The 16,323-nt window shown below is 34.6% G+C and carries 13 protein-coding genes; 7 read left to right on the top strand and 6 right to left on the bottom strand.

Translation table 11 applies throughout. From position 1 onward, the window contains the following. Nucleotides 1-419 precede the first annotated feature (419 nt). Complete coding sequence (locus HRU49_RS08565; RefSeq protein ID WP_296356158.1) at nt 420-1,793, top strand: nucleoside transporter C-terminal domain-containing protein; 1,374 nt, start codon at nt 420-422, stop codon at nt 1,791-1,793. Between the two features lie 164 nt (nt 1,794-1,957). Beyond that, entirely contained in the window at nt 1,958-2,782 is an 825-nt protein-coding gene (locus HRU49_RS08560) for a thymidylate synthase (protein ID WP_296356156.1), read from the top strand. A gap of 762 nt (nt 2,783-3,544) precedes the next feature. On the opposite strand, the gene HRU49_RS08555 is transcribed toward HRU49_RS08560, so the two are convergent. Then, on the bottom strand, nt 3,545-3,841 hold the full coding sequence (locus HRU49_RS08555) for an isoamylase early set domain-containing protein (protein ID WP_296356154.1): 297 nt from the start codon (nt 3,839-3,841) through the stop codon (nt 3,545-3,547). A gap of 285 nt (nt 3,842-4,126) precedes the next feature. Here HRU49_RS08555 and HRU49_RS08550 point away from each other — a divergent pair, with 285 nt between their 5' ends. The 3 genes from HRU49_RS08550 (at nt 4,127) to lspA (ending at nt 7,147) form a co-directional block, all read left to right on the top strand. Further along, the gene (locus tag HRU49_RS08550; RefSeq protein WP_296356153.1) at nt 4,127-5,059 is read left to right on the top strand and encodes a dihydrofolate reductase; all 933 of its coding nucleotides are present in this window, start codon (nt 4,127-4,129) and stop codon (nt 5,057-5,059) included. Nucleotides 5,060-5,743: 684 nt separating this feature from the next. Continuing rightward, nucleotides 5,744-6,637: an ACP S-malonyltransferase gene (gene fabD, locus HRU49_RS08545; protein ID WP_296356150.1), complete on the top strand. Its 894-nt coding sequence runs from the start codon at nt 5,744-5,746 to the stop codon at nt 6,635-6,637. Nucleotides 6,638-6,649: 12 nt separating this feature from the next. After that, nucleotides 6,650-7,147 carry a signal peptidase II gene (lspA, locus tag HRU49_RS08540; RefSeq protein ID WP_296356148.1) on the top strand — a complete coding sequence of 166 codons (498 nt, stop codon included), beginning with the start codon at nt 6,650-6,652 and terminating at the stop codon, nt 7,145-7,147. A gap of 30 nt (nt 7,148-7,177) precedes the next feature. Here lspA and galE read toward each other — a convergent pair whose 3' ends face one another. Together galE and HRU49_RS08530 are read right to left on the bottom strand one after the other, a co-directional pair. Beyond that, nucleotides 7,178-8,194, bottom strand: coding sequence for a UDP-glucose 4-epimerase GalE (gene galE, locus HRU49_RS08535; RefSeq protein WP_296356146.1), 1,017 nt, complete (start codon nt 8,192-8,194; stop codon nt 7,178-7,180). 3 nt (nt 8,195-8,197) lie between these two features. Further along, a complete protein-coding gene (locus tag HRU49_RS08530) occupies nt 8,198-9,358 on the bottom strand; it encodes a DegT/DnrJ/EryC1/StrS family aminotransferase (RefSeq protein ID WP_296356144.1) in 1,161 nt (386 codons plus the stop codon). A gap of 118 nt (nt 9,359-9,476) precedes the next feature. Between HRU49_RS08530 and HRU49_RS08525 the strand changes: the two genes are divergently transcribed. Continuing rightward, complete coding sequence (locus tag HRU49_RS08525) at nt 9,477-10,709, top strand: glycosyltransferase N-terminal domain-containing protein (RefSeq protein WP_296356143.1); 1,233 nt, start codon at nt 9,477-9,479, stop codon at nt 10,707-10,709. Between the two features lie 96 nt (nt 10,710-10,805). After that, nucleotides 10,806-11,168, top strand: coding sequence for a hypothetical protein (locus tag HRU49_RS08520; RefSeq protein WP_296356141.1), 363 nt, complete (start codon nt 10,806-10,808; stop codon nt 11,166-11,168). 52 nt (nt 11,169-11,220) lie between these two features. Here HRU49_RS08520 and HRU49_RS08515 read toward each other — a convergent pair whose 3' ends face one another. The 3 genes from HRU49_RS08515 to HRU49_RS08505 all read right to left on the bottom strand — a co-directional run bounded on the left by HRU49_RS08515 (nt 11,221) and on the right by HRU49_RS08505 (nt 16,114). Then, nucleotides 11,221-12,219: a LacI family DNA-binding transcriptional regulator gene (locus tag HRU49_RS08515; RefSeq protein ID WP_296356139.1), complete on the bottom strand. Its 999-nt coding sequence runs from the start codon at nt 12,217-12,219 to the stop codon at nt 11,221-11,223. Nucleotides 12,220-12,225: 6 nt separating this feature from the next. Next, complete coding sequence (locus HRU49_RS08510; RefSeq protein WP_296356137.1) at nt 12,226-14,343, bottom strand: thioredoxin domain-containing protein; 2,118 nt, start codon at nt 14,341-14,343, stop codon at nt 12,226-12,228. A 121-nt stretch (nt 14,344-14,464) separates the two neighbouring features. After that, nucleotides 14,465-16,114, bottom strand: a complete 1,650-nt coding sequence (locus tag HRU49_RS08505) for a T9SS type A sorting domain-containing protein (RefSeq protein ID WP_296356135.1) — start codon at nt 16,112-16,114, stop codon at nt 14,465-14,467. Nucleotides 16,115-16,323: the final 209 nt, after the last annotated feature.

Here is a 16,323-nt window from a genome sequence, read left to right as displayed (position 1 = left end):
TTTTCAAAGCCCTTATTGCTATTATTATTGGTTTTTCAACACTAACAGCACAAGAGCTAGAAAAACCTATAAGCGATTCTTTACATACTGCACTTAAAGTTCAAAATATTCCTGTTGAAATTGGAGAACTTGCAGACCCTAAAATAAACGATTGGCAACTGTCAGAAAATATTGTTTATGAAAGTTATCCTGATAGTATCTTAGTTAAAAACGAATTTATTAAAGGAAAAGAGTTTTTAAATTTAAGTAAGAATGGTGAATATATCTCAACACTAAATAACACTTTTAACAAAGGGGTTTGGCTTCAGAACAATAATCTTTTAGTATTTAAACAAAAAGTTCCTACTACAGTTGATGTGTACTATGAAATTTTGAAACAAGCCAATAACACACTTCAAATAAAAAATGGCAATAATGTATTGACTTATATTTCTAATAGTCACCCAAACTATACACAGCAAGAAGCAACAACCGATAAAATAATACCAAGTGAGGGTTTTACATTTACAAGTTTTTGGAGAGGTGTACTTGGTATGGTCTCTTTAATTTTTATTGCATTTTTATTCAGTAGTAATCGTAAAGGTATTAATTGGAAAACCGTAGGGATTGGGTTAACTTTTCAATTATTAATAGCTATTGGTGTATTAAGAGTTGAGTTTATTAAAAATGCTTTTGAAGCCGTTGGACAAGTCTTCATAAACATTTTAGATTTTACTAGAGCTGGTAGTGAATTCCTATTTAGTGGAGTCATGGATGTAAATTCATACGGATTTATATTCGCATTCCAAGTATTACCGACTATATTATTTTTCTCTGCATTAACCTCTGTATTATTCTACTTAGGTATTATTCAAAAAGTAGTTAAAGCGATGGCTTGGCTATTATCTAAAACACTTAAAATATCTGGCGCAGAAAGTTTAAGTGTTGCTGGCAATATATTTTTGGGACAAACTGAGGCTCCATTATTGATAAAGGCTTATTTGGAAAAAATGAATAAGTCGGAAATATTATTAGTAATGATCGGTGGTATGGCTACTGTTGCTGGTGCTGTTTTAGCAGCATATATAGGTTTCTTAGGAGGTGATGATCCAGAATTACGTTTGTTTTATGCAAAACACTTGTTAGCCGCCTCTGTAATGGCTGCACCTGGCGCAATCGTTATTTCCAAAATATTATTTCCTCAAACTGAAGAAATTAACACAGATGTTAAAGTATCTCAAGAAAAAATTGGTGCTAATCTACTAGACGCAATTGCAAATGGAACTACTGAAGGACTCAAATTAGCTGTAAATGTAGGTGCTATGCTCTTAGTATTTGTTGCATTTATAGCCATGATTAATGGTATTCTTGGTTGGGCAGGTGATGTAACATCGCTCAATAGTTGGATGGCTGCTAATACACCATACCAATCGTTTTCACTTGAAGTCATTTTGGGAACTGTCTTTGCGCCTTTAATGTGGTTGATAGGTGTCGCTAAAGAAGATATGATGATGATGGGTCAGCTTTTGGGAATTAAACTTGCTGCTAGTGAATTTATTGGTTACATACAGCTGGCTGATTTAAAAAATGTGGCCAATGCTACACATTTAAATTATAATAAATCTGTTATAATGGCTACTTACATGCTTTGTGGATTTGCCAATTTTGCTTCTATAGGTATTCAGATTGGTGGTATTGGTTCTTTAGCACCAGGGCAACGCAAACAACTCTCTAAATTTGGAATGAAAGCCTTAATTGGAGGTACTATTGCCTCTTTAATTTCTGCAACTATAGCAGGAATGATTATAGGCTAATGATAGTTAATAACTTTTAATATTATGAAAAGCTTTAAACTACATTGATTTAAAGCTTTTTTTTATTTTCGTTTATGAGTGTTGTTCTAAGATCCGACACTCTTATTTGCCCTTATTTAATTGAATATAACTTAAAGAGAATCCCAGGGTATTGGGAACTGAATATGAAGCAGTATCACGATTTAGTAAAGCACGTTTTAGAAAACGGAAATGAAAAAGGAGATCGCACAGGAACAGGAACTAAAAGTGTTTTTGGTTACCAGATGCGTTTTAATTTGAGCGAAGGATTTCCAATGGTTACCACTAAAAAGTTGCATTTAAAATCAATTATTTACGAATTACTTTGGTTTTTAAAGGGAGATACCAACATCTCTTATTTAACTGAAAACGGTGTTCGCATCTGGAATGAATGGGCAGATGAAAATGGAGATTTAGGTCCTGTTTACGGTCACCAATGGCGTAATTGGGCCAGTGAAGATATTGATCAAATTAAAGAGGTAATTAAAACTCTTAAAAATAATCCAAACAGCAGACGAATGTTAGTTTCTGCTTGGAATCCTTCAGTGTTACCAGATACGTCTAAGTCCTTCTCAGAAAACGTGACTAATGGCAAGGCAGCCTTACCACCATGTCATGCATTTTTTCAATTTTATGTTGCAGACGGCAAACTCTCTTGCCAGTTGTATCAACGTAGTGCAGATATCTTTTTAGGGGTCCCATTTAATATTGCATCTTATGCGCTATTCACCATGATGATGGCTCAAGTTTGTGGTTATCAACCTGGAGATTTCATCCATACTTTCGGTGATGCACATATCTATAATAATCACATGGAGCAGCTCGAGTTACAATTATCAAGAGATCCTAGACCATTACCAAAAATGATTTTAAATCCTGAGGTAAAGGATATCTTTAATTTTAAATTTGAAGACTTCACATTAGTTGATTATAATCCTCATCCGCATATTAAAGGCGTGGTTGCTGTATAGAGGCTGACTAAAATTTTAGCTTTATTAATGTTTAGCGATGGCTCTATTTCTGATAGCCCCTAAAAATCTATACCAAATCAGAACTGGATTCTACTAGGAAATAACATTGTGAGCACATGGACTCGTCATCAATAAATACAATAGAGCATGTTTTTATTTACAAGGGCTGTGAAAATGAAAAGACAATGGAGCTTAGAAAAGTTGCATGTCTTAAAAAATAGCTAAACCCTTTCAAAATCATTTTAGAAGGCCCCTACCTTCGAATTCAAAAGCAAAAACTGGTAAGGTGAGATTTTTTTTCAATTTCATACTGATATTGCCGATTCTGTTACTGACAGTTGAGCAAAAAGCACCGATCGCTTTTTAGAACAAGAGGTCCTTCACGTCTTTTGCAATACATCCCAAAATGTACTTCTAGCTATCAAAATCCAACAATAACGCCCCACAGAAAAGTACGCTGAAATCCCATTGGCACAGCTAAAGCTCTAAAACTAGAAAAGTTGAGCAAATTTCAGTTAAAATTAATCATTAATAAAAAGGAAGAGCAAGGCAACAAAAAAAGCGCATCATCGCGTTGTGATTATTGAAGTCATGCGACCAACTAAGCATCTGTCAAAGTTAAAAAGTCAGGCATTAAAAATGGTATAGCCACTGATACACCGCAGAGCTTATTAATAGCTATATATTTATAGGTTAAATCAACCTCTTAATAAAAAAAGCGTCTCTATTGAGACGCTTTCTTAAGGTTAATAGCACAAGATCTTATAAATTTAGAACACCGTTTTCTGCCGCTGCAAAATCACTCCACGCATAAGCATCTGCCTGTTCGTCGTTAATGTAAACACCATCAACAATATATCTAAATTCATATGAATTTTCACTTTCTAAGTCAACAGTACCTTTAAACGTACCATTTTTTAATTTCTTTAATTCCGTAGCTTCAGTATTCCACTCGTTAAAGCTTCCAACTACTGCTACACTTTTAGCCTCCTCTGCAGGAACTGAAAATGTTACCTTACAAACTGGCTTACTTTTTAAATACTGTTTTTTAATTGCCATAATAATAGATTTAATTACAATCCAAAAGTATAAAAGAAAAAACCACAAACTATAGAGAAAATACCCTAAAATATAAAAATTATCAATTTGATAAAATCAGCTTTACTTTTTAGTAAACTTGATAGTTTTTAGAGGGTGAAATTGCGGTTTTAACAATTGCTTTTTTATACCTTAATCGCTGATTTTCAACGATATCGTTTGCGTAAACTCACAAATAAATTGCCCTTAAAACTACGATATCGTTTTAGTGAAAAAGAAGTATCTTTATATCATAAAATATGACCCATGTTTGGCAAGAAAAAACAAGTTTCTACCATAAATAAAGAACAACTAGAACTCATTAAAAATGCTCAAAAACGCATTCGCCAAAAAAAGCGCTTGTATATCCATTTTGTGATATTTATAATCGGTGCAGTGTTTTTAACTATTGCCAACTCCGTGTTAGGCATCGGAGAAGACTTTACCATTGCTGGAGTTAACTGGATTGTCTATGCCATATTAGCTTGGTTATTTCTGTTTACTTATCACTTTATCAGTGTTTTTATTACACATAAATTTATGGGTAAGGCATGGGAGCAACAGCAATTAGAAAAGCTCGTGAATCAGCAACAAGAGCGTATTGAAAAACTGAAAGAAGGTTTTTTAAAGGAAGAACATAAAATTGTACAGTCACAAGCATACAAGGAAGTACAAGTAGAGGCCAAAGCTGATAAAAACAAAAAGTTGAATGAACTAACTATAATCGTTGCAGCTGGCGAAGATAATGCTATTGGAAAAGACAATGATTTAATTTGGCACCTGAGTAACGATCTCAAGCGTTTTAAACAATTAACGTCTGGACACCATATCATCATGGGACGAAAAACATTCGAAAGCTTCCCTAAGCCATTACCAAACAGAACACATATCGTTATAACCCGACAAGATAATTACAAGGCTCCTGAGGGTGTCATTATAGTAAACAACCTTGAAGACGCTATTGACGCAGCAAGATCTGATAAGCAACCGTTTATAATTGGTGGTGGTGAGATCTACAAGCAATCTTTAGATTTAGCTGATAGATTAGAAATTACCAGAGTACATGCAACATTTGATGATGCAGACACTTTCTTCCCAGAAATTGATCAAACACAATGGAAAGAGGTTAATCGTGTTACTCATGATGTTGATGAGAAGCACGCCTACCCATTTTCATTTATGACCTATTTAAGAAAATAGATTTCTGGTTTTAGGATCTGGCTATATCCATTATGGAAAAGGTAGTGTTATCTTATAAGCACTACAAGATTATATAGGTGAAGCAAAGATTAATCCTGCAATAAAAAATATCCTGAAAAAGTCCCGTTATAAATAATCACCATATCCAACCTCTTTAGATTTCTTAAAGCATTTAGAACCACAGGTTCCTCACTCTTTAGTATATTATCAACGATTGGTTAAAAGAAATCACACTTTACGACAACCGATTTAAAAAGGTGTCTTACAAGACTCCTAATAATGGTAAATACCAAGTATAGCTTACAATTGAAAGCGCTAAAGTTTAATCTGATAGTATTGGTAATGAAACCAAAAAAACCAATATAGAATTGGACAGATATAGGATGCCTTATGGATAATGATGATCAAAAGCAACTTTAAGCGCAACAACGCGTAAAGTGTGATAAGAAAGAGTCACCGATAACTGTTGAGTTAGATTCTTTACCTGTAAAAGGTGTTATAGATCCTAGGCACTTTCTTATTGATAGAGTGTATAAGGATAATATTAAGAGTTTAAGTTCAGAAGAATGACAGACTTCTGGATGCTACCTTTCATAGCCTAAGTCAATATTTTGGCCTTAATGTATTTTTATTAGACCTAATTAATATTATTCCTATTTTTGCAGCACTATAATGTTAAATCAAATGAACGCATATATTTTTCCAGGACAAGGCGCACAATTTTCAGGAATGGGATTAGACCTCTATGAAAACTCACCGTTAGCCCAAGAATTATTTGAAAAAGCTAATACTATTTTAGGATTTTCAATTACTGATGTCATGTTTGAAGGTTCAGCTGAAGATTTGAAACAAACCAAAGTAACGCAACCGGCCATCTTTTTACATTCTGTAATTCTAGCAAAAACCTTAGGTGATAGTTTTAAACCAGATATGGTTGCTGGACACTCCCTTGGAGAATTTTCTGCTTTAGTGGCTGCTGGAGCTTTAACGTTTGAAGACGGCTTAAAACTTGTATCGCAGCGTGCACAAGCCATGCAAAAAGCTTGTGAGTTGCAACCGAGCACTATGGCAGCTGTATTGGGATTAGAGGATGATGTTGTAGAGAAAGTATGCGCAATGACCGAAGGAGTTGTAGTAGCTGCTAATTATAATTGCCCAGGTCAGTTGGTAATTTCAGGCGAAATTGAGGCTGTTAATAAAGCTTGCGAAACGCTTAAAGAAGAAGGTGCACGTCGTGCCCTAGTCCTTCCTGTTGGGGGAGCATTTCATTCTCCAATGATGGAACCCGCTCGTGAAGAATTAGCTGCAGCAATTGAAAACACAACCTTTAGCAAACCTAACTGCCCAATTTATCAAAATGTAACAGCCGCTGCAGTTACTGATGAAAATGAAATTAAGGCTAATTTAATTTCTCAACTTACCGCTCCTGTGCGCTGGACACAATCTGTTCAGCAAATGATTGCAGATGGAGCAGTTCATTTTACAGAAGTTGGTCCAGGTAAGGTTTTACAAGGATTAGTTAAAAAAATCAATAGAGAATCAGAAACTGCTTCAGCAACGTTTGAAATTAACGCTTAATTCCACTCCACTTTGAAAAGAAACCTATTTATCGTTTTACTGATTGTTTTCAATATTGCTATTGACCAAATTTCTAAAGTATGGGTTAGAGCAAATTTTGACTATGGTGAAACCAAAAGCTTGATTGGCGAAAAATTTATTATGCAGTATGTCGAAAATCAAGGTGCTTTTCTTGGAATGGGAAGTGACATGCATCCAACATTAAAGCTCATTTTGCTTTTAATATTACCAACAATAGTCTTAGGTTATGTAATTTATTATATCATTAAAAATAAAGAACTCGATAGAATGAGTCTGATTGCATTTTGTTGTATTGTAGGAGGTGGAATTGCTAATGTTTTTGATCGAATTACAAGAGGCGAAGTTACCGATTTCTTCTTTATCAATCTTGGAGGAGTATTTAAAACCGGAATATTTAATATAGCAGATGTTTCTGTTACAACAGGAATGCTCATACTACTTTTCAGTGGACTTTTTAGCAAAAAGAAATCAACCGAGGTGATTGGTTAAGAATTAAATGAAAAATTCTTTATAATTTTCCTAACCTCTTATTTTTTGCTCCCATTTCCAAGCAGAGTCCATTGCATCGTCCAAAGTTAACTCCGTTTTCCAACCTAAAACGTCATTGGCCTTAGAAGTCTCTGCATAAGCAGCAATAACATCACCATCCCTTCTCCCTACAATCTTGTAGTTCAATTTTTTTCCTGAAACTTTTTCAAATGAATTAATCACTTCCAAAACTGAACTTCCTTTTCCTGTACCAAGATTAAAAATTTCATAGTTTGAATCATTCTTATTTTCAATAAGACGTTTCAGGGCCACTACATGGGCTTTAGCTAAATCAACAACATGAATATAATCTCTTATGCAAGTTCCATCTGGTGTTGGATAATCACCACCAAAAACAGATAGCTGTTCTCTTAGACCTATTGCTGTTTGAGTTATATATGGTACTAAATTTTGAGGAACACCGATTGGTAATTCTCCTATTTGAGCGGTTGAATGTGCACCGATAGGATTAAAATAACGTAAAGCTATAGCATTAAGTTTTTCATTTACCTTGCAGGTATCTCTAATGATTTCTTCCCCTACTTGCTTGGTATTACCGTATGGGGATTCTGCTGATTGAACAGGTGCATTTTCGGTAATCGGTAATTCTTCTGCTTGACCATAAACAGTACAGGACGAACTGAATATGAAATTCTGCTGCTTTAACTTAGTTAGTCTTTGCAACATATATACAAGTGTCCCAATATTATTTTCATAATACATTAAAGGATTATTGACACTTTCACCAACGGCTTTATTGGCTGCAAAGTGAATAACACCAGCCAAATTTTTATGCTTTTCAAAAAAATCTATTACGTCTTGTTTTATCTTAAGATCTAATTTTTGAAAAACTGGCTTTTTACCCGTGATTTCTTCAATACCACCTAACACATCTAAAGAAGAATTACTTAAATCATCGATAATAACAACTTCGAACCCTTCATTCTGCAATTCTACAACCGTATGAGACCCTATAAAGCCAAGACCTCCTGTCACTAATACTTTCATTAATTACTGCTCTTTATTTATAAAATTGAGTACCGTTGATGTAATAAAGTCAATTTGCTCATCATCAAGTTCTGTATGCATAGGAAGAGAAATCACAGACTCTACCAATTGATTTGTTATTCTAAAATCATCTTCATTATAACGTTCATCTTGATAAGCCTTTTGCAAGTGAAGGGGAATCGGATAATACACACCGCACGGAATATTGTTTTCCTGTAAATGAGCTACAAGCTCATTTCTATCAACTCCAATCAAGTTTAAAGTATACTGATGAAAAACATGACAATCGCAAGTATCACAAATACCCTCACATTGAGTTCTACCAGTTGGAGTTACGATTTTTGGATGATCTTTAAAAGCGCTCGTATACTTTGCTGCCGCAGCTCTTCTGGCCTTATTATAATCATCTAAGTGTGGTAATTTGGCATCTAAGACAGCAGCCTGAATAGAATCTAATCTCGAATTTACCCCAACCACGTCATGATGATAGCGTTTGTACATACCGTGATTTACTATTCCGCGGATAGTATGTGCCAAATCATCATCATTGGTAAATATAGCACCACCATCTCCGTAACAACCTAAGTTCTTTGATGGAAAAAATGATGTTGAAGCAACATGTCCAATCGCTCCTGTTTTAGTTTTGCTGCCGTCAGTATGCGTATAGTCTGCACCTATCCCTTGAGCATTATCTTCTATAACATATAAATTATGCTTTTTGGCGATGGCCATTATAGCATCCATTTCAGCAGCCAACCCAAACAAATGTACTGGTACAATGGCTTTAGTTTTTGACGTTATGGCTTTTTCAATAGCTTCTATATCAATATTAAACGTCACTGGGTCAACGTCCACTAATACAGGTGTTAATTGCAATAAGGCAATAACTTCTACCGTTGCAGCAAACGTAAAATCGGCTGTTATTACCTCATCCCCAGGCTTTAAACCTAGCCCCATCATTGCAATCTGTAAAGCATCTGTTCCATTGGCGCATGGAATCACATGTTTGACGTCTAAATAATTTTCTAAATTGCTTTGAAATTGACGAACCTTTGGTCCATTTATAAATGCTGCACTATCCATTACCTCTTGAATAGAAGGATCTACAACAGCTTTGATTTTTGAGTATTGACTCTGTAGGTCAACCATTTGAATTTTTCTCATCCTAGAAGTTTAATTGTGAAGACCTATAGCCTAAGGTCGATAGCGAAAATACAAAAATGTAATCGCTAAGGCAATGCAATTAGTTGAAAGAACTGTATTTTAGCACAAATCTATTGTCTTGAGGTTATTATATTCCATAGGAATTCAGTTTTTAGATATTGCTATTAAAATTATGGCGCTTTTTAATTCAAAGCTCAAGCTTGGAGTTAATGGAAGAAAAAATACGTTTTTAACGTTAAAACGTAACATTCAACCCACAGATAAAACCTTTTGGTTCCATTGCGCCTCTCTAGGAGAATACGAACAGGGATTGCCGGTCTTTGATGCACTTAAACAAAAATATCCTGATTACAAAGTCGTCCTGTCTTTTTTTTCACCATCTGGATATGAAGTAAGAAAGAATTCAAAAATAGCTGATGTTGTTGTATACCTCCCAATCGATACTATTAAAAACGCAAAAGCCTTTCTGGACGTTGTAAATCCTGATTTTACCATTTTTATTAAATATGAAATCTGGCCAAATTTTTTAAATGAAATTAAAAAAAGAAACTTCAATGCTATACTCGTCTCTGCCGTTTTTAGAAAGTCTCAAAGTTTTTTCAAATGGTACGGAAAGTTCATGAAATCTGCTTTAGAAGGATTTAATTATATATTTACCCAAGACAGTAACTCCCAAAGACTTTTAAAAAGTATTAACATTAACAATGTGTCTGTTTCTGGAGATACACGCTTTGATCGTGTTTATAATCAACTTAGCCTTGACAATACTGTTCCATTTATAGAGACATTTAAAAACAACGAAACATGTGTTGTTTTGGGAAGTACCTGGCCTGCAGATGATAAATTATATCTCGACTTTATTAATTGTTCCAAGGATAATACTAAGTACATTATTGCTCCGCACAACATCAAACCTAATTACATCACATCGTTAAGATCTCAAATAAAAAAAGATGTTGTCTGCTTTAGCAATATGAAAGGTAAGGATCTTTCGGCATTCAAAGTTTTTATCTTAGATACCATAGGCTACTTGAGTAAAGTTTATGCTTATGCCGATATTGCTTATGTTGGTGGTGCTGCCGGAACAACAGGTCTCCATAATATTTTAGAACCAGCTACATTCGGAATTCCAATAATAATTGGAAAAAACTATTCAAAATTTCCCGAAGCTAAAACACTCATAAATATTGGCGGTGTGTTGTCAGTAGCTTCCTCTAAAGCTTTTGAAAAATCACTGCAAGCCTACATTTCAAATGAAACATTAAGAGAAGAGAAGGGAATTTTAAATAAAGCTTTTGTAGAAGAAAATAAAGGAGCCGTCACCCAAATCTTAAATAGGATACGCATATAGTATAAGAGTACTGCATTTAATTGTGAAATTATACTAAAATCTCACTTAATTTGTTAATTTAGTGCATTAACAACTATTAACACTAAAACTATTCAAATGAAAAAAGTATTGTTAAGTTTAGCTCTAGTTGCATTTCTAGGGTTATCATTAAACTCATGTAGAGAAACCAAAGAAAAGACTGAAGATACAGTTGAAAATGCAGCTGAGGCTGTAAATGATGCTGCTGATAGCGCTGCTGAAGCGGCAGAAGATGCTGTTGATGCTACAACTGAAGCAGCTAGTGAGGCTGCAGATGCTGCTGGTGAGGCAGTTGATAGTGCCGTTGATACTGCCACTGAGGCAGCTAACGATGCTGCAAATGCAGCTGGTGAGGCTGTTGATAACGCTGTTGATGCGGCCAAAGAAGCCGCAGGTGAGGCTGTTGATAAAGCCGCTGAAAAAGTAAAAGGCGGAAACTAAGAAACGAATTCGTTATAACGATTTAAGAGCTCGACGTTTGTTGGGCTTTTTTTTATTGTGTAGATTCACTTAACTTTAACTCACTAGGCACTACAATGGTTTGTAATTCGTGATTCTCATTAGTTAAATTATCAATAAGTAGCTTCACTGACATTTCCCCAATATTGTAAGCGTTTTGATGAACAATTGAAATTTTTGGGCTTGAAAGCAAGTTTGTATGTTCATAACCAAAACCAATAACAGATAAATCTTTAGGAATGGCCTTATTGAGATTTTTAGCCATATTAATGGCTATGATTCCAGTAATATGATCAATAGAAATGATACCATCGGTCTCAGGATGCCCTTTTAGATATTCGTATATGGTCTTATCAACATCTTTAACGTTGTCTAGTTTTAAAATATTTGACTCGAGGCCAGCTTCTTCCAAAGCCTTGCGATAACCTCTAATTCTGAGTTTACCAACGCTTAGCTCTTCAATATTACTCACCAATAATATATTCTTTCGCCTCTCCCTCTTGATGAGGTATTGCGTTGCATCATAAACCAATTGAAAATCGTTAACAATTACCTTATCACAAGATATTTCATTCACAACCCTGTCAAACATCAAAACAGGAATTTTAGTATTGAGTACCTCTGCAATGTGATCTGTTTTTTCTTTGACTTGACTTTCTCTAGCCACGGTAATTAAAAAGCCGTCCACACTTCCATTTGAAAGTAATTCTAGACTACGCTTTTCTTTGTCGAGCGATTCATTAGATAAACATACAATGATATCATAATCGTTCTCGGTAGCTGTTTTCTCAATGCCATGTAAAACCTCAGCAAAAAATGGATTAGTTACTGTTGGTAGAATTACACCAATAGTCTTGGTCTTATTATTTTTAAGCTGTTGCGCAATTCTATTAGGCTTATAATTTAATTTCTCAGCCAGTTCATTAACGCGACGCTTCGTATTCTCACTTATCTCATGACTGTCGTTTAAAGCCTTTGATACCGTAGAGACTGAAATATTTAAAAGTTTAGCAAGTTCTTTAAGGGTAGTCATAGTGTTTTATTTTGCGATCTGACTTAAAGCTCTATCTACAGTATTAACAGGAAGTTTACACGTTCCATTAACACAAACATATATCAATGTCTCAGATTCATTGTACTTATTCTCTAACAAAGGTAAGCTACTTTCTTTACTTGACCCAGAAATTAAAATATTAGGCAAATAATGCTGCTTAAGTTCTTTATAGGTTTCAAATGCTCCATCACCACTGATGGCTACCTCATAATACGGATTTGAGTAATTGAGATATAAAGCTAACCAATTAGTATAAGCAGAAGGAGATTTTAACATTGCATCATTTACATTTCGTAACATTTGACTCGCTAAATCTGTATATTTAGTATCAGAAAAGTAGTGTCCAAGTTTGAATAAACAATCTGCCAAAACAGAATTTGACGATGCAATTACATTATCAAAGACCTCAGTCTTACGAGTAATTAATTTTGATGCATTATTTGAAGTAAAATAGAACATACCACTTTCCTTACTCATAAAATATTCAATTGCGTACTCCATTAAATTCTTAGCTTGGTTAAGCCACTTTTCGTCAAAAGTTGCCTGATATAAATCTATAAATGCAGCTATTGTATGGGCGTAATCTTCAGAAAACCCTTCTATTGTACTTTTTCCATTTTTATAGCTGTGAAATAGCTCACCAGAACCCATCAATTGTTTGTCTAAAATAAATTGTGCAATAGTTACTGCATTTTGCAAATAATCATCTCTACCAATAGCATTATAAGCGTCTACATAAGCTTTAAGCATTAAAGCATTCCAAGATGTTAATACTTTATTATCCAATCTTGGTTTACTTCGCTTAGCTCGCGCCTCTTTCAAAATGGTTGTCCAAGACATTATTTTCGAATTTAGTTCTTCTAAAGTTAAGTTATTGGATTTTGCAAATTCACCTGAAGATCTAGTCTTGTATAGTATATATAAATCCTTTTCCCATTTACCAACTGAATTTACATTATAATAGGCTTTAAATAATTGGAAGTCTTCTTTTAATAGTGATTGCAGTTCTTTTATAGTCCAAACATAATAAGCACCTTCTTCCATTTCGTTATTACCATTAAAGCTATCCGCATCCAATGAAGAATAAAAGGCTCCTTCTTTAGTTTTTAATTCGGTATTTACAAAAACAAGAGTCTTTTCGATGACGCGTTTATATTCAATATTTTTTGTCAAAGCATATGCTTGCGAATATAAACTCACCAATTGTGCATTATCATAGAGCATTTTTTCAAAATGGGGAACATGCCATCTATCATCTACAGAGTATCGTGAAAAGCCACCAGCAACCTGATCATAAATACCTCCATTTGCCATTGCATTAAGGGATCTGAAGACATAATTCTGTAACGCTTGTTTATTATTCTGAAAACTGTATCGTAACAAAAAGTTTAAATGGCTTGGCATTGGAAATTTAGGTGCCTCTTTTTGCCCACCCAGTTCAAAATCTAAAGATTTTTCAAGTTCGTTGACAGCATTCTTTAACTCTTCTCGCTTAAATTCTACTGTTGCGTTATTTACAGTTATTAAATCTGAATTTTTTACACCCTCTGTGAGCTTTTCGGCATAAGAAATTACCTTTTCAGGATTGTTTTTATAAAGACTAGACATGTCTTCTAATATCTTAGTCCACTGGTTTTTAGTAAAATATGTACCACCAAATACAGGTCTGCCATCAGGTAGTGTAATACAATTTAATGGCCATCCACCTCCACCTGTCATTAATTGAACAGCATTCATGTAAACTTGATCTACATCTGGTCGTTCTTCTCTGTCTACTTTGATATTGATAAAATTCTCATTCATTATCATGGCAACAGAATCATTTTCAAAACTTTCCTCTTCCATTACATGGCACCAGTGACATGCTGAATAACCTACTGAAATAACTATAAGTTTGTTCTCGGTTTTAGCTAAGGCTAAGGTTTCATCATTCCATGCTCTCCAATCCACTGGATTATACGCATGCTGAAGTAAGTAAGGACTTGTTTCATTGATGAGTGCATTTGGTGTTTCACCATCATCATTGATTTGATTGCTCTTATTTCCCTCAGAACAAGCAATGACCAGAAGGATTACAAAAATGTAAATTAAATTCTTTCGCAAATTATTGAACTTGGTTTTCGTTAATTTCTCTACTAGTTTACAATATAGAAAGTTAAGAAATAAAAAAAGCGTGCTTATGAATAAACACGCTTTTAATTAATCAATTTTTATCACTGTTGTTCTAATTCTTAACTAATTTGATAGTTTTAGAACCATTTACTGTCGACATCATAGCTAAGTAAATTCCATCGTTTAGACCAGAACCGTCTAAAACTACCTCGTTTGAATTAGGCGTTAATGACATAACTTTTTTACCTAAAATATCGTAAACTTCAATTGAAGTTACTTCTTGGTTATTAGCAGCTTTTATGTTCCATACATCCTTAGTTGGATTTGGAGCTACAGCGAATTCGTTACCTAACGCAAAATCAGTTGTTGATAAAGATCCACCATAGAAATAAACATTCCCAATATAAATAGTTGTACCTGGAAGTGTACTACCTAATTGATCTGTCAAGAATTGGATAAGTCCTACTTCATTAAAGTTGCTATTATCAGCTCCTACAAAAACATTAGTCTCACCAGAACCAGCACCTGCTAGGCCAATATCAATAGATTGCCAAGTTCCGACTTGTGTTTCATCTAAAATCACTCTAAAATCTTGATTTCCTGGCGCGCCATTTCCTACTAATACTACGAGGATATTATCCCCAGCAGTTAAAGATTCTGCGTAAAAATCGAAATGTAATACTCCAGCCGAAGTAATATCAAAGAAATTTGATCCTGCAAAATAATTTAATTGACCACCTGCACCACCAGTAAAGGTAAATGCATCAGGTGATCCACTTAAATCTAAATCAACCTCAGTAGCAGTAGATCCAAATTGTTCAATGAAGTTTGTACCTATGTCTGTATATGTTGTATTGTTACTTATAACCGAAATTACATCAGAAGCATCTTGAGTTGGTACAGGTGCAGCTGGTGGTAATTCTTCAAAGTTTACAGTATATGTCTGCATTGTTGTTCCATCAGGAGCAGTAACATCTAGTGTAGCAGATCCAGGAACACCCATTGCTTGAGTTATACTTACAGCAGATGATCCCATTCCTGCTTGAGATGCAGTCCCACCAACAGTTGGTGCCGTAGTAGTTCCATTTAGTAAACTAACTGTGTAAGTCGTTAATCCAGAATTAAATCCATCTATTGTAGTTCCATCAACGGTAAGATCGGATAATGAAGCGTCGGTATTTGGATCAAACGTTATGGTCTGTGCAACATCATCTAAGAAATAAAGTGCACCATTACCAGATCCAACCGTGGTACATGCAGGGTTAGCTCCAACACATGCTGGGTCGTAATTAGGAAATATTACGAACTCTGCAAATTGTTCGTTACCGTCCACTCCCGGAAGACCAGCAAAATCCACTGTTATTTCTTGCCAAGCATTTGGAGTAGCAACAACTAAATCGAAATCAAATGCCTCATTAGCTGGAGCTAAATCTGCCTGAAGTCTTACTCTTACTGGAGTATTAGCTACAGGAGTCCAGAATTTAAAAGTTACCTCTGTTCCTAATCCTAAATCTATTAATGGTGCTCCAGGTGTCTGGAAACCGAAACCAGCAAACCAATCTGCTGCATCTGGTTTATTAATCTCTAATACACGTCCAGACGTATTAGGCGCTGTAGGGTCTGGATTTACCACATTACCAAATCCGAGACCTCCAAAACCAAAGGCTGGCACGGTTGTAGTATCCTCAAAGTCCACTGGTAAGGATTGCCCATAAATAAGCGTTGTGCTTAATAATAAAAGTAAAAGAGTAAATTTTTTCATATTCGTTTTTTATTTAAGTTAATATTTGATTTCTAATAAAAAAGTTAGATAGATATTATCAATTTCTTAAAATTAATGCAATTTTGTTTAAATAATTATTACGAGACCTATACAAAATACCTACAACTACAACGATTGCGAAAACCCATATACAAACGACTAAAATCCAGCAATCATTGGGCTCAAAGACCTATAAAATACTTTTAACA

Origin of the sequence: Winogradskyella sp. (assembly GCF_013213975.1) — a bacterium.
In the GTDB taxonomy this organism is placed as follows: domain Bacteria; phylum Bacteroidota; class Bacteroidia; order Flavobacteriales; family Flavobacteriaceae; genus Winogradskyella.
This window is presented reverse-complemented; position numbering and strand designations above follow the sequence as displayed.